Source organism: Pedobacter sp. UYP1 (genome assembly GCF_040547305.1).
GTDB lineage: Bacteria > Bacteroidota > Bacteroidia > Sphingobacteriales > Sphingobacteriaceae > Pedobacter.
Map to the genome: position 1 here is coordinate 70,112 of NZ_JBEPPL010000016.1, position 21,197 is coordinate 91,308.

22 protein-coding genes are annotated in these 21,197 nt (G+C 38.5%); 12 read left to right on the forward strand and 10 right to left on the reverse strand.

Features of this window, described 5'->3' with window-relative positions; all coding sequences use genetic code 11:
• The first annotated feature begins 50 nt into the window (after nt 1–50).
• On the forward strand, nt 51–1,658 hold the full coding sequence (locus tag ABIB30_RS23285) for a PAS domain-containing protein (RefSeq protein ID WP_354305451.1): 1,608 nt from the start codon (nt 51–53) through the stop codon (nt 1,656–1,658).
• A 22-nt stretch (nt 1,659–1,680) separates the two neighbouring features.
• On the opposite strand, the gene ABIB30_RS23290 is transcribed toward ABIB30_RS23285, so the two are convergent.
• The 4 genes from ABIB30_RS23290 to ABIB30_RS23305 all read right to left on the reverse strand — a co-directional run bounded on the left by ABIB30_RS23290 (nt 1,681) and on the right by ABIB30_RS23305 (nt 5,185).
• Nucleotides 1,681–2,607, reverse strand: a complete 927-nt coding sequence (locus ABIB30_RS23290) for a DUF5996 family protein (RefSeq protein WP_354305452.1) — start codon at nt 2,605–2,607, stop codon at nt 1,681–1,683.
• A gap of 62 nt (nt 2,608–2,669) precedes the next feature.
• Nucleotides 2,670–3,479, reverse strand: coding sequence for a helix-turn-helix domain-containing protein (locus tag ABIB30_RS23295; RefSeq protein ID WP_354305453.1), 810 nt, complete (start codon nt 3,477–3,479; stop codon nt 2,670–2,672).
• Nucleotides 3,480–3,498: 19 nt separating this feature from the next.
• A complete protein-coding gene (locus tag ABIB30_RS23300) occupies nt 3,499–4,521 on the reverse strand; it encodes an SDR family NAD(P)-dependent oxidoreductase (protein ID WP_354305454.1) in 1,023 nt (340 codons plus the stop codon).
• Nucleotides 4,522–4,657: 136 nt separating this feature from the next.
• Nucleotides 4,658–5,185: a CAP domain-containing protein gene (locus ABIB30_RS23305; protein WP_354305455.1), complete on the reverse strand. Its 528-nt coding sequence runs from the start codon at nt 5,183–5,185 to the stop codon at nt 4,658–4,660.
• Nucleotides 5,186–5,391: 206 nt separating this feature from the next.
• On the opposite strand from ABIB30_RS23305, the gene ABIB30_RS23310 reads away from it, so the two are divergent.
• Nucleotides 5,392–5,790 (forward strand): nuclease A inhibitor family protein, encoded by a 399-nt coding sequence (locus ABIB30_RS23310; protein ID WP_354305456.1) that lies wholly within the window; start codon nt 5,392–5,394, stop codon nt 5,788–5,790.
• Between the two features lie 68 nt (nt 5,791–5,858).
• On the opposite strand, the gene ABIB30_RS23315 is transcribed toward ABIB30_RS23310, so the two are convergent.
• Nucleotides 5,859–6,221, reverse strand: a complete 363-nt coding sequence (locus ABIB30_RS23315) for a hypothetical protein (RefSeq protein WP_354305457.1) — start codon at nt 6,219–6,221, stop codon at nt 5,859–5,861.
• A 289-nt stretch (nt 6,222–6,510) separates the two neighbouring features.
• Between ABIB30_RS23315 and ABIB30_RS23320 the strand changes: the two genes are divergently transcribed.
• The 4 genes from ABIB30_RS23320 (at nt 6,511) to ABIB30_RS23335 (ending at nt 9,944) form a co-directional block, all read left to right on the forward strand.
• Nucleotides 6,511–6,969 (forward strand): GyrI-like domain-containing protein, encoded by a 459-nt coding sequence (locus ABIB30_RS23320; protein ID WP_354305458.1) that lies wholly within the window; start codon nt 6,511–6,513, stop codon nt 6,967–6,969.
• Between the two features lie 239 nt (nt 6,970–7,208).
• A complete protein-coding gene (locus ABIB30_RS23325; protein ID WP_354305459.1) occupies nt 7,209–8,999 on the forward strand; it encodes a T6SS effector amidase Tae4 family protein in 1,791 nt (596 codons plus the stop codon).
• Between the two features lie 7 nt (nt 9,000–9,006).
• A complete protein-coding gene (locus ABIB30_RS23330; protein ID WP_354305460.1) occupies nt 9,007–9,453 on the forward strand; it encodes a T6SS amidase immunity protein Tai4 family protein in 447 nt (148 codons plus the stop codon).
• A 248-nt stretch (nt 9,454–9,701) separates the two neighbouring features.
• Nucleotides 9,702–9,944, forward strand: a complete 243-nt coding sequence (locus ABIB30_RS23335; protein WP_354305461.1) for a hypothetical protein — start codon at nt 9,702–9,704, stop codon at nt 9,942–9,944.
• 30 nt (nt 9,945–9,974) lie between these two features.
• Here the strand turns inward: ABIB30_RS23335 and ABIB30_RS23340 are convergent, their stop codons facing one another.
• Both ABIB30_RS23340 and ABIB30_RS23345 read right to left on the reverse strand, forming a co-directional pair.
• Complete coding sequence (locus tag ABIB30_RS23340; RefSeq protein ID WP_354305462.1) at nt 9,975–10,157, reverse strand: hypothetical protein; 183 nt, start codon at nt 10,155–10,157, stop codon at nt 9,975–9,977.
• A gap of 84 nt (nt 10,158–10,241) precedes the next feature.
• Nucleotides 10,242–11,063 carry a universal stress protein gene (locus ABIB30_RS23345; RefSeq protein WP_354305463.1) on the reverse strand — a complete coding sequence of 274 codons (822 nt, stop codon included), beginning with the start codon at nt 11,061–11,063 and terminating at the stop codon, nt 10,242–10,244.
• A gap of 104 nt (nt 11,064–11,167) precedes the next feature.
• On the opposite strand from ABIB30_RS23345, the gene ABIB30_RS23350 reads away from it, so the two are divergent.
• From ABIB30_RS23350 to ABIB30_RS23365, 4 genes are all read left to right on the forward strand, one after another.
• Complete coding sequence (locus ABIB30_RS23350; protein WP_354305464.1) at nt 11,168–11,842, forward strand: FadR/GntR family transcriptional regulator; 675 nt, start codon at nt 11,168–11,170, stop codon at nt 11,840–11,842.
• 33 nt (nt 11,843–11,875) lie between these two features.
• Nucleotides 11,876–13,111, forward strand: coding sequence for an MFS transporter (locus ABIB30_RS23355; protein WP_354305465.1), 1,236 nt, complete (start codon nt 11,876–11,878; stop codon nt 13,109–13,111).
• Between the two features lie 24 nt (nt 13,112–13,135).
• The gene (locus ABIB30_RS23360) at nt 13,136–13,597 is read left to right on the forward strand and encodes a GNAT family N-acetyltransferase (protein ID WP_354305466.1); all 462 of its coding nucleotides are present in this window, start codon (nt 13,136–13,138) and stop codon (nt 13,595–13,597) included.
• A gap of 67 nt (nt 13,598–13,664) precedes the next feature.
• Nucleotides 13,665–14,459, forward strand: a complete 795-nt coding sequence (locus ABIB30_RS23365; protein ID WP_354305467.1) for a hypothetical protein — start codon at nt 13,665–13,667, stop codon at nt 14,457–14,459.
• A gap of 51 nt (nt 14,460–14,510) precedes the next feature.
• Here ABIB30_RS23365 and ABIB30_RS23370 read toward each other — a convergent pair whose 3' ends face one another.
• The 3 genes from ABIB30_RS23370 to ABIB30_RS23380 are packed head-to-tail and all read right to left on the reverse strand — an operon-like array spanning nt 14,511 to nt 17,659.
• The gene (locus ABIB30_RS23370; protein ID WP_354305468.1) at nt 14,511–15,632 is read right to left on the reverse strand and encodes a TIGR03364 family FAD-dependent oxidoreductase; all 1,122 of its coding nucleotides are present in this window, start codon (nt 15,630–15,632) and stop codon (nt 14,511–14,513) included.
• On the reverse strand, nt 15,625–16,968 hold the full coding sequence (locus tag ABIB30_RS23375; RefSeq protein WP_354305469.1) for a DUF5690 family protein: 1,344 nt from the start codon (nt 16,966–16,968) through the stop codon (nt 15,625–15,627). The genes ABIB30_RS23370 and ABIB30_RS23375 overlap by 8 nt, the downstream gene beginning before the upstream one ends.
• Before the next feature lies 1 nt (nt 16,969).
• Complete coding sequence (locus ABIB30_RS23380; protein WP_354305470.1) at nt 16,970–17,659, reverse strand: HAD hydrolase-like protein; 690 nt, start codon at nt 17,657–17,659, stop codon at nt 16,970–16,972.
• Between the two features lie 109 nt (nt 17,660–17,768).
• Here ABIB30_RS23380 and ABIB30_RS23385 point away from each other — a divergent pair, with 109 nt between their 5' ends.
• Complete coding sequence (locus ABIB30_RS23385; protein ID WP_354305471.1) at nt 17,769–19,166, forward strand: sensor histidine kinase; 1,398 nt, start codon at nt 17,769–17,771, stop codon at nt 19,164–19,166.
• A 43-nt stretch (nt 19,167–19,209) separates the two neighbouring features.
• A complete protein-coding gene (locus ABIB30_RS23390) occupies nt 19,210–20,871 on the forward strand; it encodes an NAD(P)/FAD-dependent oxidoreductase (RefSeq protein WP_354305472.1) in 1,662 nt (553 codons plus the stop codon).
• Nucleotides 20,872–21,197 lie beyond the last annotated feature (326 nt).

Consider the following 21,197-nt stretch of genomic DNA (forward strand, 5'->3'; position numbering starts at 1 on the left):
AGCCTGTTTGAATTTCAAACAGGCTCTATGATTTTATAAGCTCAATTTATTTGAAGAACAAGAATTACATCGTACTACTGTACGTGATTATAGGCTGTGTCTGGGTGGTATTAAGTGACCAGCTAACTGCCTTTTTGGTGGACGGTATGCCAGTTAAAGATCGTGCACTGATTAATAGCCTGAAGGGTTTTTTTTTTATCGCATTTAGTGCGGTCTTGCTGCACTACCTTGTCAACCTTTATAATAGAGTAAAAAAGCGCGAATTAGCTTATTTACAACGTGCACTGGAAAACAGCAGGAAAGAACAGCAACAGTGGTACTATGCTCAGAAAATGGCTAAGATTGCCAGTTGGGAGTACTTGTTGCAAACAGATGAAGTGATCTGGTCTGATAACCTATATGCGTTATTTGACCTGGCGCCTGATGCGGCAATTACGACTGTTTCATTTTTTCTGGGACAAATACATCCTGATGATTTAGACGGATTCCTGGCAGCACATGAAAAAACAAAGCTTACAGGGGAGATGGATTATGTTCACCGCTTAAAAATTGACGGTGAATGGCATTATGTACGTGAAGCCGGAAAAGTGATTTACCAGGATGGGAAACCTTATAAAATCAGTGGCGTACTCAAAGATATTACAGACACCTTTAATCGGGAATTGTTATTGAATAATGCGCTGGAAAGACATGAATTAGTCAACAAAGCTACACATGATGCAATCTGGGACTGGGATTTGACGACCAGTCAGGTGACCTGGAATTCCGGATTAAAACAGCTATTTGGTTACGACCATAAACAAGGTTTTTTCAAACCGGATTGGTGGATAGGTAAAATGCATCCATCAGATAGCAAAAGAGTTCTGGACAGCTTAAATACCTTTGTTAAACAGGCTAAAAAACGCTGGGAAGCTTCTTATCGGCTGCGCTGTGCTGATGGAAGTTATAAATATGTTTTTGATCAGGCTTATTTGGTGACGGATGAAAATGGCGCCCCCCGGCGGATAATCGGAGCTGTAAAAGACGTCGATGAATTAAGGCGTAAAGATGAAGAGAACAAGCAACTGGCCGACGTGGTTAGTAAAGTTAAAAGTGGTGTAGTCATTAAAGATATCGGAGGAAAGATAAGTTGGGTTAATCCTTCATTTGAACAGCTGACTGGCTATACTTTGAATGAGCTGAAAGGAAAGACACCAGGGGAGATGTTATACGGCCCTGAAACCAGTATGGTGACCAGCGATGCTATCATAGCTTCACTCAAAGCGCATGACTTTTTTAATATTGAAATTGTAAATTATTCAAAAAGCGGCGATCCTTACTGGGTAGAAGTAAATAGTACTTCCATAGTTGATTCAGATGGGCAGCACTCAGGATATATCGATATTGTCACCGAAATTACAGAGCGAAAAAAGCGCGAAGTAGAAATTAGTGAACAGAACCATACACTGAAAGAGATTGCCTGGATCAATTCTCATGAGATCAGAAAACCTGTGGCCTCTATATTAGGCTTGTCAGCACTTGCTAATGTTGCAACCAGCCCGGATGAAAAGGAAGAATACTATAAAAGGATCAATAACTGTGTAAAGGAAATGGACGAAATTATTCATCAAACCTCAGCAAAAGTAAATGAGCTGATGGGGAAAGACCATGGATTTTAATAAGTCGTTATTTTGTCATTGATCAGGACTCCAGAGCTGAAAAATCACATTCCAGAGAAGTTCTGTCCCAGTTTCCGGTAATGGCTGCGGCTTCGTAAGTTGACTGTAGAAACTCCATCAGGAATTTTTCAGGATCAGCCGCATTTTTTACTTCTTCATAATGAAGGATAAACTCACCTAAATCGGGGCTAAAGAAAGCTTCCTCAGGTTTTACAGGCTGATCTTTAAACGTTTCCGGGGTCGGATAACAATAAGCATAGAAAACCGGATAAGGAAAGTTATCATTGCCCGGCCAGAAACCGCAGCTGCTTACCTCATGAGAATACGCTTCCTGCATGACATCGAGTGGCATATTAGGCATTCCGCCAGTATGTTTTGGAGCTTTTCTGCCCGAAAACCTGGTTACTGCCAAATCAAATCCTCCCCAAAAGAAATGAACCGGACTACATTTTCCACTGAATTTTGCTCTGAATTTAGTAAATACGGCTTCCATTTTAACCAGCGCCTGCCAGAACGCAGCGATTTGATTTTTCTCATAATGGCAATGGATCGTGTCTTGCTGGAATGGGATCGCATTTTCTATCTCATTTGGCCTGGCATATATCTCTGCATCAATTTCCAGAAGTTTCAGCTTTTCAAAAAGCTCCTGATAAAAACTGGATACAGAATGTGAAGATAAATTGAATTGCTGCTGGCCATTTGCACTGGATGTAATGATCAGCTGATGCGCAAGAAAGTCAAAATCTATCTGGAAAAGACCATTATGATAAGGAATACTTCCAGTAGTCAAACCTTTCCCGGATACATATAAAGTTACATGCCACGAATGATTAAGCCATGGAGAATTGACGAGTCTGATCTTACCAACTATTTGTGTCCACAATTGTACTGTTGCAATTGTCTCTTTCAGGTTTTCATATTTTAATTCCGGCCAGCTCGTCTTAATCATACCTAATGAATTTGGTTTATTTAAAGATACACAACTCCTGTTGAATGTTATAAATCAATTCTTTAAAGATGAAGGTCACGCGTTGGATTATATCCGAATTGCTTCTTGAAAGCGAAAGAAAAATGAGACAGGTTTTCAAATCCAGCTTCAAAATACACAGCAGAAGGCTTTTGTTTCCCTTCAAATATTTGATAATGGGCGAGCTCCAGTCTTTTCCTGGTCAGCCACTTTTGCGGAGTAGTGCTGAATATCTTTTTAAAATCCTTTTTGAAAGTAGTCAGGCTTCTTCCTGTTAAATATCCAAACTTCTCCGCAGTCATATTGAACATGTAATTTTTCTCCATGAAATCTTCCAGATCAATTTTTCCGGGTTCTTCAAAATGACCAAGAATATGATCAATATCCGGATCAATAGTTCGTAGAATAGTAATTGCTTCCTGTACTTTTCCCGCTGCTATTGCAGCTGGCAGCTCATCAGATAAGCTGAAGTAAGGCAATAAAGAATTAAATAAACTATCCAATAAAGGATGCCGGTCAAATAGTTTGATTTTGGGGATATCCAGATTATTATGACCGGCCTTTTGGGAAGCGTAATATTTGCGAAGAAACGCTAATGTAAAATAAACAGAAACGGCCCGGTATGGCTGGCCGTCTGCCGGATATTTCGTTACCTTGGCTAGCTGGTTCCGGGGAATTAAAAACGTATCACCAGCACGGAAAACGTAAGTATGATCGGCCTGAATGATTTTCATCTCCCCCGATATTACGCTGACAAGTGCATGCTTATTGATGCTCATCCTTTTGCTGAAGTATTTTTTCTCTATACAATTGAAAAACACATCGGCCTTTGCACTTAAATCTTCCTTAACCATAGTATAAAAATAAAGAAATCTATGGAATAGTAATACCTGTAAGCAGTTCGCTCAAATTCCAAAGCTTTAAAGCGACTTCAGCATCAACAGCATGTGGCATTACCCCAAAGTTTCCTTTCGCATCTGCGCCAATTAATGGATCCATTGGATCGGGGTTTGTTAATACCGAAGCAATATCATTGTTCTCGCAATATACACCTCCTAAACCATCAAGCATCGGATTTGTTGAGCACCAGACTATGGTAGAAGCCCCTTGTTCTATCGTTTTCAACTGTCTTAACGGATCAAAGATTGCATTTCCCTGCGCGTCAATCACTCCCGCTTTTTGCAGTTCTTCTTTAGAAGCATAGCGGCTCAGGTTGGTATTGACAATCGTACCCGGATGAATAGAAAAAGCCCGGATATCATTTTTCTGTCCACGTTTATCCAATGCCGATGCGAAAAGGATATTGGCTGTTTTAGACTGTCCATAAGCAGTATATGGTGTATATTCCCGGTTTTCAAAATTGACATCTTCCAGGATTACCGGAGAATAGCGATGTCCACGGGAAGAAACCGAGATTACCCTGGCACCATTTGCCTGGCATAATGCCGGCCAAAGACGTAACGTGAGTTGGAAATGACCAAGGTGGTTGGTAGAAAATTGTGACTCATAACCTCTGGAATCCCGCATCAGCGGAGTTGCCATAACTCCCGCACTATTGATCAGGAGATGAACAGGACGACCAGCTTTAAGAAACCGGGCAGCAAATGCATCAATTGAATCTGGTTTCATCAGTTCCATTTCTTCAATTTCAATATTACTGATTCCGTTTAATGCCTGTGCAGCTCTGTCGTAATCACGTGCAGGAACGATAACTCTTGCACCCGCAGCACTTAAAACCCGGACTGTTTCTAAGCCAATTCCAGAATAACCACCAGTTACAATTGCAATTTTTCCTGACAGGTCTATACCCTTAATTATATCCTGCGCAGTAGAAGCCGCACTGAAACCAGAGTTGATAGGTTTTTGAGCGGTAAATTCCTTATTTCTTAATTCCATGAGTTCCCATATTTAATTGGTAAAGCAAAGATAGGCTGGTAAGAAACTCAGTACTTTGTTTAAAAGGCGTAATTCACTTTGTTCAAAAGACGTTCATCACTATAAACTGTTTTACCTCCTTGTTCTGAAATGATGTTTACCTCTTTGTTCCGAGTAATTGTGTCCAATAATTGCCATTACCCGCAGAACGCGCAACCCCTATTTCCTTAATATTGACACTCATTATATTTTGGCAATGTCCATGATCGCTGTTTATCCATGCATTGAAAGCTTCATTTTCTGTCTGCTGACCTTTGGCTATATTTTCAGCATAAGCAGACCAGAGATACCCCGCTGCGGTCATCCGCTGTCCGGGAGTCCTTCCTTCTGTATCTGTATGATCAAAGTAATTCTTCTTTTCCATATCATCAGCATGGGTCTTTGCGATTTTTGCCAAATCATTACTCCATACGAGCAAAGGAACCGGCGGCATTTTAGTTATTCCGCCATCAGGTCCTTTACAATCACAACCTTTCGTTCTGACCTCATTGACTAATTTAAGAAATAGCGCATTGTCCAGATTGGTATCTGCATTTTTATTTACTGGAAGCGCTATAGGTAAAACAGGAGGATCGGCAGGAGTTTCTTTTGATTTCGAACAGGATAGTACAGCTATACAACTCATAAAAGTTAATAGTAGCGTGTAGCTCCGTTTTACAGGGATTTTGGAATTCATAACTAATTTAACGTTAGGTCAATGACTGTATTGTACAGTCTGTTGCAATAGGAACCCTATCAATTAATTTAATAGTGTGAAATTAGTGTTAACCTTTATTTTTCATATATTATTAATTGATAATAAAACGTTATGCTTGCTATAATCTCACCGAAATGGAAAACCAAATTTTAACCGAATTAGCTGAAAAAACGCAGGGTCTGTTTTATTTCAGTGAATCTGAAGCCCCGCTGACTATTGAAAACCTTGGACGGGTTCCCAAGGATCAGTTAAATGAAAAGCTTCTTCAGCTTAACAGCGAAAACCCTGGCACCCTGGCAACAATTGATCAGGACGCTTTCTTTGAAAAAATAGTAAACACTGCTGATCCTGGTGATCAGGTGATGGTAGGGAATGCTCAGAAATTTACTGAACTTTATACTTACCTGAAAGATAATTTCTCAGATATATTGGTCACACGCATAGAGAGAGGAGTGAATGTACCTATCCTCATTACAGCTTATCTTGCTGATGGTACCTGTATTGCATTAGCTACTTATGCGATTGAAACTTAGAAAAAATCTCTTATAAATAAAAAATTCGTGCAGAATATTCTGCACGAATTTTTTATTTACTCTCCATCTTAGATATTTGGAAACATTGATTGTGCTCTTTGACCTATCAGAGGAATTTCTCTTTTGGTTCCCTGAATAGCACCTATCAGACCAATAATCCATAAAATAAATAAGACGATAGACAAAATAGTGAATATGGTAACTATAAATCCTGAAGGAGCTATACTAAGAATGATACGCTGTAAAACTTGTAGTATAATACCTACAATATAAAGTAATAGCGTTTGTCTTAAATGAAAGCTACCCAGTTCTGTTCTTTTGTCTTTGTGCATGCCGAAATAAGCAATAAGCCATCCAATGAGTGTAATGTAACTCACAATAGCTACCGTTTTTCCATCTTCTGTTTTTGTTACGTTGAAGTTATTTTCCATATGTTGTTTTTGTTAATTTAGCTTGTTTAGAGTGATTTACGCCTGCAATTTTATTTGCGCCAGAGAGTTTAACAGTCTTGTGAAAATGTTTGAATATCGTATTTGCAATTAAAGTGGAGCATGAAAAAACGTTTTTAAAAACAGAAATTCTTTCTTAATAAAATACCGCTATTTAATACATTTCCGATAATTCTTGAATTATATAAACACAGTAAACAAAAATTAAGCCATCTGCTGACATAGGGTTGTCATGAGCACTTCTATTTTTGCTGTTTAACAAAATAAAAATATGGATACTATAAAAATCGACTCTTTCCATGTAATTGGTATTTCAGTCCGGACAACTAATGAAAATGGTCAAGCGGCTAAAGATATTCCTGTACTTTGGGAAAAGTTTATGTCGGAAGGAATTCTTGAGCGGATCCCAAATAAAACTGACAATTCACTTTACTGTATTTATACAGCTTATGAAAAAGATCATACTAAACCTTACACCACTATTTTAGGATGTAAAGTTGAAAACCTGGATGACATACCTGATCAGATGATAGGTAAGACAATCGAAAGTGCTTCTTATCAAAAATTTGTAGCCAAAGGCAATTTGATACAAGGCGCAGTTTATAACGAATGGAATAAGATTTGGAATTCGGAATTGGAAAGAACTTTTACCGCCGACTTTGAAATATACGATGAGCGGTCTTTAAATCCTGAAAATGCAGAGGTGGATATATTTGTGGCAGTTAATTAAGAAATCAAAAACGTAACGTCTGCGCTTGTTGTCATCATAGTTGATAAAGTTTATTTATTTTAACAACTATGATGACTTATCCTGTAATTTTAATTCACAAATATCTGTATTGTTGTTTTTTAATTTTAATTATTTAATAATTGGATATTGTTTTTTTATATAAAGTAATTTTTCATATAAAATGTTCTGTGTAATAATCTATATTTGTTTTTAATTAATCTAAATAAACGAATATATTTATGAAAAAACTTTTATTATTTTTCACCTGCTGTATTATTTTATCCTGTAGAAAGGACGTCTCCGTAGAGCCCGGAAAATTAGTGGATAATCAGTTAACAGTTTCACAAGCGAGAGAATTTTATGAAAAATCAAATGCTAATCGAAATACTCAATCTTTGAATGCAGATGATCAATTCATTAGCTCTATTAAGCCAAATTGGGAAAAAGCTATAAAAATAATTTCTGGAGCTTTTAGTTTGGTAGAAAGCCCTGTTAGTATGTATAAAAAAGAAGTAAATACCTACCAGTTAAATGGGGAAAAGGCAATAGACAACATTAAAAGAGCTAAATTTTCATTTTCAAGACTACTTTTATTTAAGAATTCATCAGGCGATATAAAAACAAACATTATAACTTATATACCTGATGTAAGCTATATATCTAAAACAAAAAAGAATATACTTGAAAATGATTTTAAAAATCTGGATCCATTATTTGCGGGATATATCGAGTTTAAAAATTCAAATGGAATTGCTTATAAGCTAGTAAGAATTGTACGCGGTAAAGCTGTGCAGACCTATAAATTGAATGTAGCTACTAGTAAAACGGAGACTCAAACTCAAAATCTTAAAGAAATGTCAGCAATGGGATGTAGTAGTATTTGCATTCCAAGATATGTTACTATCTGTGTTGGGCCAGCCGGACCAGGAACTGGATTTGATGAGGATATGAGTTGTGAAACAACGGAAATTGGACAAACTTGCTTTACAATATGTTCAGGTGGTGATGATGGGCCAACACCGGGTCCTGGTCCGGTGCCAGGACCCGGTCCAGTTCCAACCCCTGGCAAAACCTTTGGATTAAATGGATCTAATGCTGTAGTTCCTAAAGATAATATGAATGAACTGTTAAAATACATATTAGCAAATGGTCTATATCCTTCGGATCAATTTAAAACAACATTAACTGTTAATGGTGTCAGTTATGAAGGATCAATGGTTGAAATCTATAATTCTGGGGAAGTTATAGCATCATACTTTACTCCAGATAATAATTCAGGACTTTTTGATACTGCGAATTTCTATAGTATTGGAGATACAGTTAACGGTTCAGGAGATGCGGGAGATTATTTCACTAATTTTGGAGTGCCAGGTTATTGGGGTGGATATACGGGAGGGGGAAATTCATCTTTACCCTCTATTGCCACTGAAGGTCAAGATGGCCCTTCTGATGGATATCCGGAGTTTATAGATTGGGATAGCCTGCCTGCAAAAGGATATCCTAAACAAAAGGCCCCATCTCTTACCAATATGAATGCATATTATCCCAAAAACTCAATAGGGGCCGATATGCCGGCTAAAGAGGTTTATGCACTGATTGGTGGTAATGTTTATGCTGCACATTTGGACAATCCTGCTGCCTATAATAATGCCTGTGCATTGAGAGTTTCACGCGCACTTCTTTATTCTGGTATAACGATTCCTAGTGTAACAGGGACAGTTAAAGGTGGGGATGGGAAAAATTATTTTATTGCTGCCGGTGAATTATACAGATTTCTTAAGGAAACTTTCGCAGACGTACAAAAGGTAGAGTTAAATAACGCAGATGGTGGTAAAGAAGGTAAAAATTTTAAAAGCCGTCTTCAAGGAAAACAGGGGATATATTTAATGACACCAAATTACCCTGGAATAAATTATTTTGGAGCAAGTGGTCACGCTTCGTTATGGATGCACGACATGGCTATTGGTGGGCATGATTATTTCAATGCAAAGGGTGGAGTATCAAAGGTAACTGTATGGATTTTAAAATAATTAATATATGGGAAAAAGACTAATAATAATCGTTTCTATTGGAGTTATGATTAATATCATAGGAGGCTGTGAAGCTCCTAAAGTACCGAAAAATGCTGACAAACAAAAAACAGACTCCTTGCGTAATGAAAAAAGAGGGTGGGTGAAAGATTATGCACTGTGTGAATGTATATCTCTTGTTGGAAAAAATGATACTACTTTTAAGAATGATATTAGCCCAGGTATCTATATAGATATCTCCAGCTATGGTCATGGTCAAAAAAATATATACAAAGATATAGATAGTCTTGCACGCAAAGTTTATTCAGAAATTACACCTTCTCAGATTGCGGATTATGGTGGTAGAAAGGCTTATACTGCATCTTGTATTGATTTTTATCATAGTAAATCATTGGATTCTCTGGTCAGGACTTATGACGATGAAATAAATACAACTGTGGAAGAGTTGAAATGATATTAATTAATATCTGCTATTCCAAATAACGAAAAAAAGACCGGAGGTTATTCATCCGGTCTTTTTTTATACTGTTTTCTCTAAATCTAAGCAGGGGGTGAAACAACGGAAAACTAGTCAATCGCAGAAATTAATAATTAATCGTTGTTCTTTTTGAGTAATCGAAATTCTTTATTTATAAACTTTAATGGCAAGCTTGATGAATTGATTAAGCTAAAAACTATACCAATGAAAAAACTATTAATTGTTTGCATGCTGGCCACTGGATTTACAGTGAACGCAATGTCGATAACTTCCTGCACTGCCCTGTGGAGTATATGTATACACATCAAATAAGAAAAGCGGGGAATGGCGGTTTTGTCTATATTGCTGAAGCAGAAGACAGGGACGAATATTTAAGCACACATCCTGGATCGGTTTATTTAGGAATTGCTTACGTACCAGGTAACTGGGGATCAAAAGAGACCCGGGCCCTTAATAGGACAAGGTGATTAAATTCACCCTTTTAATTCGGAAATTATTTAAGGAATCTCATTCAGATAGTCAACTTTAATGGCTTTATGAAGAGAATCAACGCCTGTTTTTTTTACTCCCTGAACAGCAATATGGTCTTTCTTAGTTGGACTTGTTTTTTGTTTTTCCTGGCGCTGACAACTAGAAATGAACAGACTAAGGAACACCAGGCTCAATAATAATATTTTCATATTCAAATATCGGGAATATCTTTCGATCGTTATAATTGATTGTTTTAATGCTATTGATTGTTAAAAGCGATCGTTCTGGAGGTGTTATAAAGGAATTGAAAGCAAAGGGATATCCAGCCCTGAGGCCATTACACGGGTTTTACTCCGGTGAATAATATTGGCCCAGAAGCCATATTTCTTTGGAACCATAATTAACAAATCAGCCTGAAATTCTTTAATCTCTTTCTCTATTTCCCTGATGACCATAACAGACTTTACATTTTTATAATAATACGTAATCCCATCAAGTCCATCATCAAGTGTATTGACTACTGAGGAATGCTCCTTCTCAGATCTTAAAATCTCCAGCTTCTGGTCAACATTAAAAACTTCAATATGCGCATCAAGGTCTAAAGCTACTTCTTTGATTCGTGCCAGTGCCTTTTTAGATAATCCACGCAACACATCACAGGCAAAAAGCACCCTTTTAGTGCCTTCAAACCTTGCATTCAGCGGAACAGCCATCACTGGTAATTTTAGATTTTTAATAGCAAATGAAGTCGTATTTCCCCAGAGATCCTGTTCCAGTGTTTTTTTTGGCATTCCTAAAACAACAAGCTCAGCTTTATATTTATTGATGACTTCCTTCAATTCATCCTCAAGAAATGAAAAAGCACATTCATGGCCTACTTCAATCTGATAATTATAAGAAAGAGAAAAAGATCTTTCCAGTAAACGGATCTCGTTCTCAATCATTAGCGCCTGGATACTTGAAGCAGGTAAAAGCGTATTTGCCGCATGGAACGGAATAACAAAGGAATTAAACAAAATCAGTCTTGCTCCTTTAAGCTTTGCAATTGCAGCAGCATATTCAACTGCATTATCAGCAAGTATGGAAAAATCGGTTGCGGCAATTATAGTCATCATCGGATTGCGTTTTAAACAATTTACTCAGATTATTTTGTTCAAAATGGGAATCGAATAAATTTGACATAATAAAGAAAATCAATACATTTGAATCATCAGATGATATGATGAATACAACTACGTTAATTTCCCGTAAATCCCTTGCTGACGAAGTAGCTGAGAAGATACAACAGCAAATCGCTTTTGGTACCTATAAAGTAAACCAAAAACTACCTATAGAACCAGAGCTGATGTCTTCCTTTGGAGTTGGCCGTTCTACGATCAGAGAGGCAATCAAAATCTTGTCCAACAGTGGGCTGTTAAGAGTACAACAGGGGATAGGCACTTTCGTGGAAAATTCAACAGCGATCAAAGAACCCTTATCTCAGCGTTTAAAACGTGCTGATTTCGAAGACTTGAATGAAGTAAGGCATTTGCTGGAAATGAAAGTTGCTGAAAAAGCAGCATTAAACAGAACAAAAGCTGACCTGGTAAAAATATACGAGTGTTTAAAAAAGCGTGATAAGGCAGCGAAGAACGATTTGCTGGAAGAATGTATCGATGCCGATATTCAGTTTCACATTTCCATTGCAGAAGCTTCTGGAAATGAAATCCTGATTGACTTATACAAATCGGTAGCTATTCATATGAAAAATTGGTTTCTTGAAGTTTACAAGGATACTAAAGCATTTAAAGACACCAGCCATCAGCACAAGCAACTGGTTAAAAGTATTGAAGCCGGCGATGCAAAAAAAGCATGGAATAATTCAGCAAAAATCATAGGACATATTTCTCAATAATAACTTCATCACAAAGATGAACTGACATAATTTATGGAAACTAATACAGCAACACTAGATCCCGGTATCAAAAAAGACATCATTCAGAAAACAATTTATCCGATTCTTTTTACGATAAGTTTTACGCACTTCTTAAACGATATGCTGCAAGCAGTTATTCCATCCGTTTACCCGCTCTTCAAGACTGAATTTAACCTGTCATTTTCTCAGATTGGCCTGATCACACTAACTTATCAGCTCACAGCTTCACTCTTACAACCTTTTGTCGGCCATTATTCTGATAAAAAACCAAAACCCTATTCTTTGGCTGCAGGTATGGGATTTACGCTGATCGGTTTGATCTTTGTATCCATGGCTGCGAGTTTTGCAGCAATCCTGATATCCGTTGGTTTTATCGGAATAGGCTCTTCAATTTTTCACCCTGAAGCGTCAAGAGTTGCCCATTTGGCCTCCGGCGGCAAAAAAGGATTGGCACAGTCCATCTTTCAGCTGGGTGGAAACGCAGGAAGCGCAATTGGTCCTTTACTCGCTGCATTGATTGTTATTCCTTACGGGCAGTTTTATATTATCTGGTTTGGAATTGCTGCGGTTTTGGGCATTCTGATTCTATTTCAGATTGGTAAATGGTATCAAGGGCATCTTGATCTTAAAGTCCAGGGAAAGGTTCAGACTTCAGATGAACCTAAACATACTTTATCAAAAGGAAGAGTAATTGGCTCCATTGTGATCCTGTTGGTACTGATCTTTTCCAAGTACTTTTACATGGCGAGTATGACCAGTTATTTCACATTTTATCTGATAGACAAGTTTCATGTTTCGGTTCAGGAATCACAACTTTACTTATTCGCTTTCTTAGCGGCTGTTGCTGCAGGAACGATGATTGGAGGACCATTAGGTGACCGCTTCGGCAGGAAATATATTATATGGATTTCTATTCTGGGAGTTGCACCATTTACATTATTACTTCCTTATACCGGATTATTTTTAACAGGAGTGCTGGCTGTAGTGATTGGGGTAATTATCTCTTCGGCTTTTTCAGCGATCCTGGTTTATGCAACAGAGCTGATTCCTGGAAAAGTAGGTATGATTGCAGGCTTGTTTTTCGGTTTCGCTTTTGGTATGGGCGGGGTAGGTTCAGCTGTATTAGGTAAACTGGCCGATCAAACCAGTATTGAATATGTGTTCAAGGTCTGCGCTTTCTTACCACTGATTGGTATAATTACCGGCTTTTTGCCTGATATCGAAAAGAAGAAAAAGACAGTTAGCTAAAGAAAAAAACATTTAAAGCCCTTTATGGAACAAATTATAATTAGAAAAGCAACGCTCAGTGATCTGGATATACTATTACAGTTTGAACAAGGTGTAGTTGAAGCTGAACGCCCTTTTAACCCTGTATTAAAAGAAACAGGAGTTCATTATTATAACATCAATGAGTTGATTACCGCCGATCATATTGAGCTCCTGGTTGCCCTGTCAGGTACCGGAATTGTGGGCTGCGGTTATGCCAGGATCGAAAGTGCTAAACCCTATCTTAAATACGATCGTTATGCCTATTTAGGCTTTATGTATGTAATACCAGAACATCGCGGAAAAGGTGTGAATAAAGCGATTTTACATGAATTAACCATATGGTCTAAAGCACAAGGTATCACAGAATTGAGGCTGGACGTCTATTCAGATAATGCGATTGCAATTAAAGCTTACGAGAAGGCAGGCTTTAAAAAACTCTTTATTCATATGCGGAGTGAGATTTAAATTATTATTTATAAACGATTTAGCTCATATTTGCCAAAAAAAAGATTTTTCCTGACCCTAACTTATTATGAAATTATCTCTAGTTGCCATTGCTTTAATAATTCTCTCTGCCGGATGTAATCAGCAGGATCAAAAAGTAAAGAATTATACACCAAGAACCTTAACTAACAACGAGGTCTTTAATGATTTTCCAACGAATGCCTCAGATTCCATTTCTGTTTTGAGCAACAATGAAGAAAAAGGAGAGACCTTTGGTGCGAAATTCAGAGATAGTACGGTCCATATTCAAACTGACGCGGCCGATCAAAGTAAAGGCCCGGCTAAATTTGCCTCTGCACAATTCATCAATAAACAGAAAACAGCACTGCTTGTTCAAATCGCAGATAGCTCAGGTCTTGTTCCACGTCCATTTCTGATTGCAGTAAAAAATGGAGGATTAGAAGTGATCAGTTTATACCGCCCATCTAAAGGGAAAGAAGATTTGAAGTTCAGCGAAGGCGTGAAGAAAATCGGTGCAACCGGATACCTGGTTAACAACGATTTTTTCATTACCAACGTAACTGCTAAAGTTTACCTGGTTAAAAGACAAAACCCTGAAGAAAGAATTCAAGGAAAGGTTCTGTTAATGTCACCAGACAAGCAGACGATCATTTTTGCTGTTAAAGATTTCCTGTACCAGGTTAATTACCGTACCGATGAAGTGGTGAATGAGCCTATTGTAGCTGGCAGCCCTAAAGGCGATGAAGCCGCTTTTAACAAATGGATCACAACCAACTATGCTTTTACGAAAAATAAAAGTGGAAATACCTTCCTGAAATATCATGACGACAACAGGATCGTAGATATGAAGGAATTCAAATAACAATAAAAAAGGACAGCTATTGCTGTCCTTTTTTATTTAAAATATATCCGTTTAACCTCTGGACGCAATATACTGCTCGCACAATCCAAAGGATAAAGTCATCCCATTACCACCTAAACCATTGATCACAGTCACTCCAGGCGCTACTTCGGTAATTAATTCAGTAGCCCCATTGGTCATTTTAGGATAAATACCATGCCACGACTGTAACATTTTCCACTCCTTGAAGTCGGCAAAAGTATGCAAGTAGTCAATGATCATGGTATTGATAAATTCCTTATCAAAAGGATCATGAACCAAACCATACTCATGAGAATCCCCGATAGTCAGCTCACCGCTTCCATTTTGTGAAACCATTACATGAATACCCCAGTTTAAATGCGTTGCGTACTGTTCTTCATATCTTTTTCTTAAAGCTGGTAAAGAGGCCGCAGCCTGAAAACCCGGATAATGAATCATAGATAAACCGCCACAAAGAGAAGGGCCAATACGCCACTCATCCGGCTGCGTTACCAAGCGCATCATCTGTAACTTACATTTGGTAATTTCCGTAGCCGCAAATAATTCAGGATAAAGCGTTTCAAAATCAGCACCGCTGCAAACAAAGATCTCATCTGCTTCCCAACTCTGATTTCCTGAACTCACTTTAGGATGTTCAATCCGGCTGATAGCTGTATTCCAATGAAAAATTACCCCATACTTTTCAGCAAGGTAAGCCGCTACCTGTCCAACCGCCACTCTGGATTCAATAATCATTTCTTCTGCACTCCATAAAGCACCCTTCAACCCATTTACATTGATAGCAGGCGATTTCGCCAAAGCCTGTTCCGGAGTTAATAAACTACAATCCCGATGCCGGCGGTTAATCTCTGCATACTCCTGCATCACCTGTAACTCGTCCTCATGATAAGCAATATGCAAAGAGCCCACTTCATCATGCCATATTTTGGCTGCTGTACAGACCTCTTTCCAGATACTACGCGATAACATTGCTCTTTCAAACATTGGGCCTGTAGCCTGCCCAATAGGCCATACCATGCCGAAGTTGCGGATAGATGCACCAATGGCACGCTCATTCCGCTCGATAACTGTAACTTGATAACCTCTGATTGCCAGTGCACGGGCCGTCGCTAAACCTACAATACCCGCGCCGACTACTATTGCTTTACTCATAATGATACGATATTAAAAGCTGTTCGCTCTTTTTCTGCTCTTCAGCTTTTTTTTCTTTATTTTTATTCTTCTGCGCAGTCTGTAAAAAGTAAACAAGGGACAGCACTCCACTAATTACGCCTACAATAGCCACAAGCATTACACCTTCTTTAAAAAAGTTACCCCAGCTAATGTTAGGTTTACCAAGTTCTTTGACTAATAAAATACTCACACTCGCTAAATAACCAGCAGCATCAGCTACATACATAATGAAGCCAGCATTGCTGCGATAATTGAAAGAAGCAATCATCCTTTCAAAAAAGATGGCATTATAAGGAACATAAGCAAGATAAAGACCCAGACCCGCAATGGTCATCCAGGCAATCGGACTGATCATCAGATGGTCAAAAAGATAAGTAGACATTCCGACCAGCAAACACCCTCCGATAATAAATAAATGAATAATACTGAAAGCCTTGATGTTTTTCTTAACCAGAATCAACAAGCTCATCGCGATTAAAACAATAACAGAAATGAATAAGTCTATATGCGTATAAATATTATTACTCTTTACGCCCAGGTCTGCCCAGATCTCTACCTCAAAATTGTCCCTGACATCCCGCATAATCGTTAACAATACATAAATAATCAGTGTCAAAACGATACCCGGTAAAAAGCGGATCAGGAAAGCCTTTCGCTCTTTAGCATTCATCGGTGTACGCTCTACCCTTAACTTTTTATCTTCTGCAGTAGGAGGGGGCATAAGTTCCAGGCAAAATACAAAGAGTAAAAGCGGAATCACAAATATTGCACCCGTAAGGAAAGGCATATTGTATTCATTGATATGGAAATCTGTCAATAAAGTACGGCCGATAGTTTTTACAAAGCCAGAAGCGAATATTAAACTGATAGACATCACAGCGGCCATGAACTCGGTAGTCTTTCTACCCTCCAGATAACCAAATACCAGGCCCCAGATCATCCCTAATGGAAAACCATTGATAAATAAGAAGGCAATATTCCATGGCGCAGGTACGAGTGCGAAACCTAACAAAGCAAGCCATGAAATTCCAATCAAAATCAGGATACTTTTACCCCGGTTATTTCCCTTGATTTCGGAGATAAAACGAATACCGTAAAACTTACTTAGCATATACCCCATCACCTGGGCAATTACAAGCCATACCTTATAATCAAGATGCAGATACTGATGATCTGTAAAAGTACCTGCTGCAAATGCCTTACGGAAAGAATACATAGCTGTATAAGTTCCAAACGCAGCTAAAGCAGCCATTATAGAGAGCAAAGCATAAGGTAATGTAGCGACTTTAGCCCGCAGACGATCTATTAATCTCATACTATCCCTTAATAATGGTTAGCACTTCTGCAATGTCATCGATCAGGTGAGTCGGGTGATAAGACGCTAACTCTTCGCGGGTGAAAATTCCCGTGGTCACGCCTACTACAAACCTGCAACCTGCATTTTGTCCTTCATGAATATCCACTTCGGTATCTCCTGCTTTAAGTACTTGCAGAGGATCTGTAATTCCAGCCTGTTGCATTAATTGTTGAATCATCAAAGGATGCGGTCTGCCCAGTTCAACCTCGTCAGATCCTATCAGGTAATCAATAATCCCTTTTTCTCTCCATTGTAACCGGTTAATAATCGCATCGGCAATATCCTTTGAAAAACCAGTATTAATTCCAACGCTGATCCCTTGTTCCCTTAAAGCTTTAAGTGTTTCCTCTACCTGAGGAAGAGGCTCAATTACTGGGCCTGAAGTATAAAAATTTAGCATTTGCTGTACAAAATCAGCATGGATAGCACTGATTAACTTTGTACTGATCGTTTCAGTTGCTAACCCCTGCATTTGCAGAAGCTGCCCGATGGCCAGATTTTTTTCATAACCCATCAAAGGATTAATCTGTGCTAAATCAACGGCGTACCCATGTTTTGCCAAAGCCGTCTGAAGGGCCTTGCTCACTTCATGATTATCCTTAATTGTAGTACCGGCTATATCAAATACTGCTAGTTTAATGAGGTTCATAGCTGCTATCTTTTGTTTAGCAATACTAAACTTTGTTTATTAATATCAAATAACCTCAATGTTAAGCTTTGGTAAACAATTGATTCATAAATTTAGTTAAATTTAGGCCATGCATATCGTAACAGTTTTATGGCTTAAGTCACTCGATTTTTTTAGTAATGTTCCTGATGATCAGTTAAAATGGTTTATAGATAACAGTGAAAATCAATTGCTGAACGATGGCGATTATCTGACCCGGCCTGGCGATCCGATTCAAGGTCCCCATGTGCTAGTTGCAGGTAAACTGAGCCTTCATATGTTCCAGAATGGCTCTAAACGCGAATTTGTAATGTTTACTAAAGGAGATATATCAGGTTATCTGCCTTATTCAAGAGGGAAGATTTCAGGAGGATATGCACAGGCAATTGGTGAGGTGCAGCTCTTGAGTTTCCGTACAGACAGCATTCAGGAAATGATTAAGGATCGTTTTGAGCTGACGCAATCACTTGTTCATGTGATGAGTAACCGCGTTAGAGAATTTACGGCAATGCAGCAGCAAAATGAAAAGATGATGGCACTCGGTAAATTGAGTGCAGGCTTGGCGCATGAGCTGAATAACCCTGCTTCAGCAATTGTACGTGACTCTATTTCACTGAAAGAACACTTAAGAATGGGGCCGGAAGTTTTTAAGAAAGTGGCTGCCATCACAATTGCCGAAGACCAGATAGACAAATTAAACGAGGTATTATTTGGCATACTAGGCGTTAAAGAGAAACCTCTATTAACCTTAAAACAACGTGTAGCACTGGAAGATGAAATTGCAGACTGGTTTGAAGCAAAGAATGTAGAGAATGGTTATACCATTGCAGAAAGCTTTGTTGATTTTAACTTCAATGTAGCCGACCTGGAAGCCTGTGCAGCACCAATTGCTGAACATCTTTCCCCGGTTTTTAACTGGATCAGCAATCTGCTGGTTACAGAGCGGATGGTAGAAGATATTCAGGAATCCTCTAAAAGAATAGCTGACCTGGTTAACTCAGTTAAAACATTTACCCATATGGACAGGGGAATGGATAAAGAATACGCAGATATCCATATTGGTATCCGCAATACACTGACCATGTTAGGTCACAAAATCAAGAAAGGGAATATTAAAGTGGTGGAAGAGTATGATGAAACGCTTCCGCAGATCAAAGGAATAATTGGTGAATTAAATCAGGTCTGGACAAACCTGATTGACAATGCAATTGATGCTATGGAACCCAACCAGAAAGGTACTTTAATCCTGAAAACAGAAAAGGACAGAGAGTTTGTTAATGTCTTTATTATTGATGACGGCCCTGGCATTCCTGCCGACATTCTCAATAGTATATTCGATCCTTTTTTTACGACTAAACCCATGGGTAAAGGCACAGGAATGGGACTGGAAGTGGTTCAAAGAATTATTCATCAGCACAATGGTAATGTTAAGGTTAAATCTGTACCGGGCCGAACGGAATTTACGGTATGTTTTCCGCTGGAAAACTAATGGCTTGATAAGCTGTTTAACGAATTTTAAATTAGTATAAAAGATGAACCTTCCTGTAATTTTTTCTATAGATGATGACCCACAGGTTTTGCGTGCAATCAGCCGTGACCTGAAAATAAAATACGGTAAAGAATATAAAATATTAAGTACTACTTCTGCTCAGGAAGCTCTGGATATGCTGATCGAACTTAAAAACAGTGCCGATGTAGTCGCTTTATTTTTATGCGACCAGCGGATGCCTGAAATGGAAGGTGTAGCTTTTCTGGAAAAAGCAATGCTCATTTATCCTGAAGCGAAGCGTGTTTTGCTGACTGCTTATTCTGATACTGAAGCAGCAATTAAAGCTATTAATGAGGTGAAGCTTGATTATTATCTGATTAAACCATGGGATCCGCCAGAAGATAAACTTTATCCAGTAATCAATGATCTGCTGGATGACTGGCAAGGTGATTATACGCCTGAATTTAAAGGAATCAGAGTGGTCGGTTTTCAATTCTCCCCGTTATCGCATGTGGTCAAAGATTATTTAGCCAGCAATTTGATTCCATATCGATGGATGGATGTACAGACCAATCCTGATGCGACCAGTCTATTAACACTCAATAAGCTGACAAATGATGATCTGCCAATCGTTTTAATGGATGATGGGACATTTTTAACTAAACCATCTATTAAGGAAATTGCAGCAAAAATAGGGAAGAACCCGGAAATTATTCATGACATGTATGATGTGGTGATTATTGGTGCGGGCCCGGCAGGTTTAGCTGCGGCAGTTTATGGGGCTTCCGAAGGATTAAAAACATTAATGATCGAACGTAAAGCTCCCGGTGGACAGGCAGGAACAAGTTCAAGAATAGAAAACTATTTAGGCTTCCCGGCTGGATTGAGTGGAGCAGATCTGACCAGAAGAGCAATTAGCCAGGCTGTACGCCTGGGTGCTGGATTCTTATCTCCGCAATCGGTGAGCGATATTAAACAAAAAGATGGTTATAAAACCATTATCCTGGAAGACGGACCTGAGATTATCAGCCGCTCTGTGATCATCACCACAGGTGTGGATTACCGGAAACTGGAAGTGAAAGGTGTTTCTGATCTGACTGGTGCTGGAATTTATTATGGTGCTGCCACTACAGAAGCCAGTGCTTGCAGAGACAAAAATGTTTATATTATTGGTGGAGGTAACTCGGCTGGGCAGGCGGCAATGTATTTATCAAAATTTGCTTGCAGTGTCAACATTGTTATCCGTAAAGATGATTTGACATCAACTATGTCCTCTTACCTGATTGATCAGATTGGACATACACCGAATGTCCACGTTTTAGGGAATACTGAAGTGATTGAAGCGAAAGGGGAGAAGTGTTTAGAGAAATTGGTACTGATTAACGTTAAAACAAAAGAAACCAGGGAAGAAGAAGCTGCAGCACTTTATATTTTTATAGGTGCTAAACCTTATACAGACTGGCTGAAACTGGATATACTGAAAGATGAAAAAGGTTTCATTGAAACTGGCCGTGAATTGAGAAATTATGAAAGTTTCACTAAAACGTGGAAGTTGAAAAGGGATCCCTTTTTATTGGAGACCAGTTGTGCGGGTATTTTTGCCGCAGGCGATGTCCGCTCAGGTGCCATGAACAGAGTAGCCTCAGCCGTAGGAGAAGGCTCTATGGCGATCAGCTTTGTCCATAAGTACCTGGCTGAAGTTTAAACAAACCTGCTGAGATTTTAAAATAAAATGGCTTTTCCTGATCGGGAAAAGCCATTTTATTTTAGTGCGTGATATAATATAAAAACTCTCCGGCTGAATATCCGGATTTATAGATCATGTATATAGATAAGACCACTGCAAAGGTAATTACTCTGGCTGATCTTTGTTTGAAGAGGGAACTGATATAGGACGTTGATTCTTGCATACTATCTTTGGTTGTAGGTTTGAACAACCTAAGCTAATTGATTTTACTTGTAAAATCAATTAGGATTGAATAACTAAACCGGTTTCTATTGTTTAACAAAGGCTTTACACTAAAGATTTAT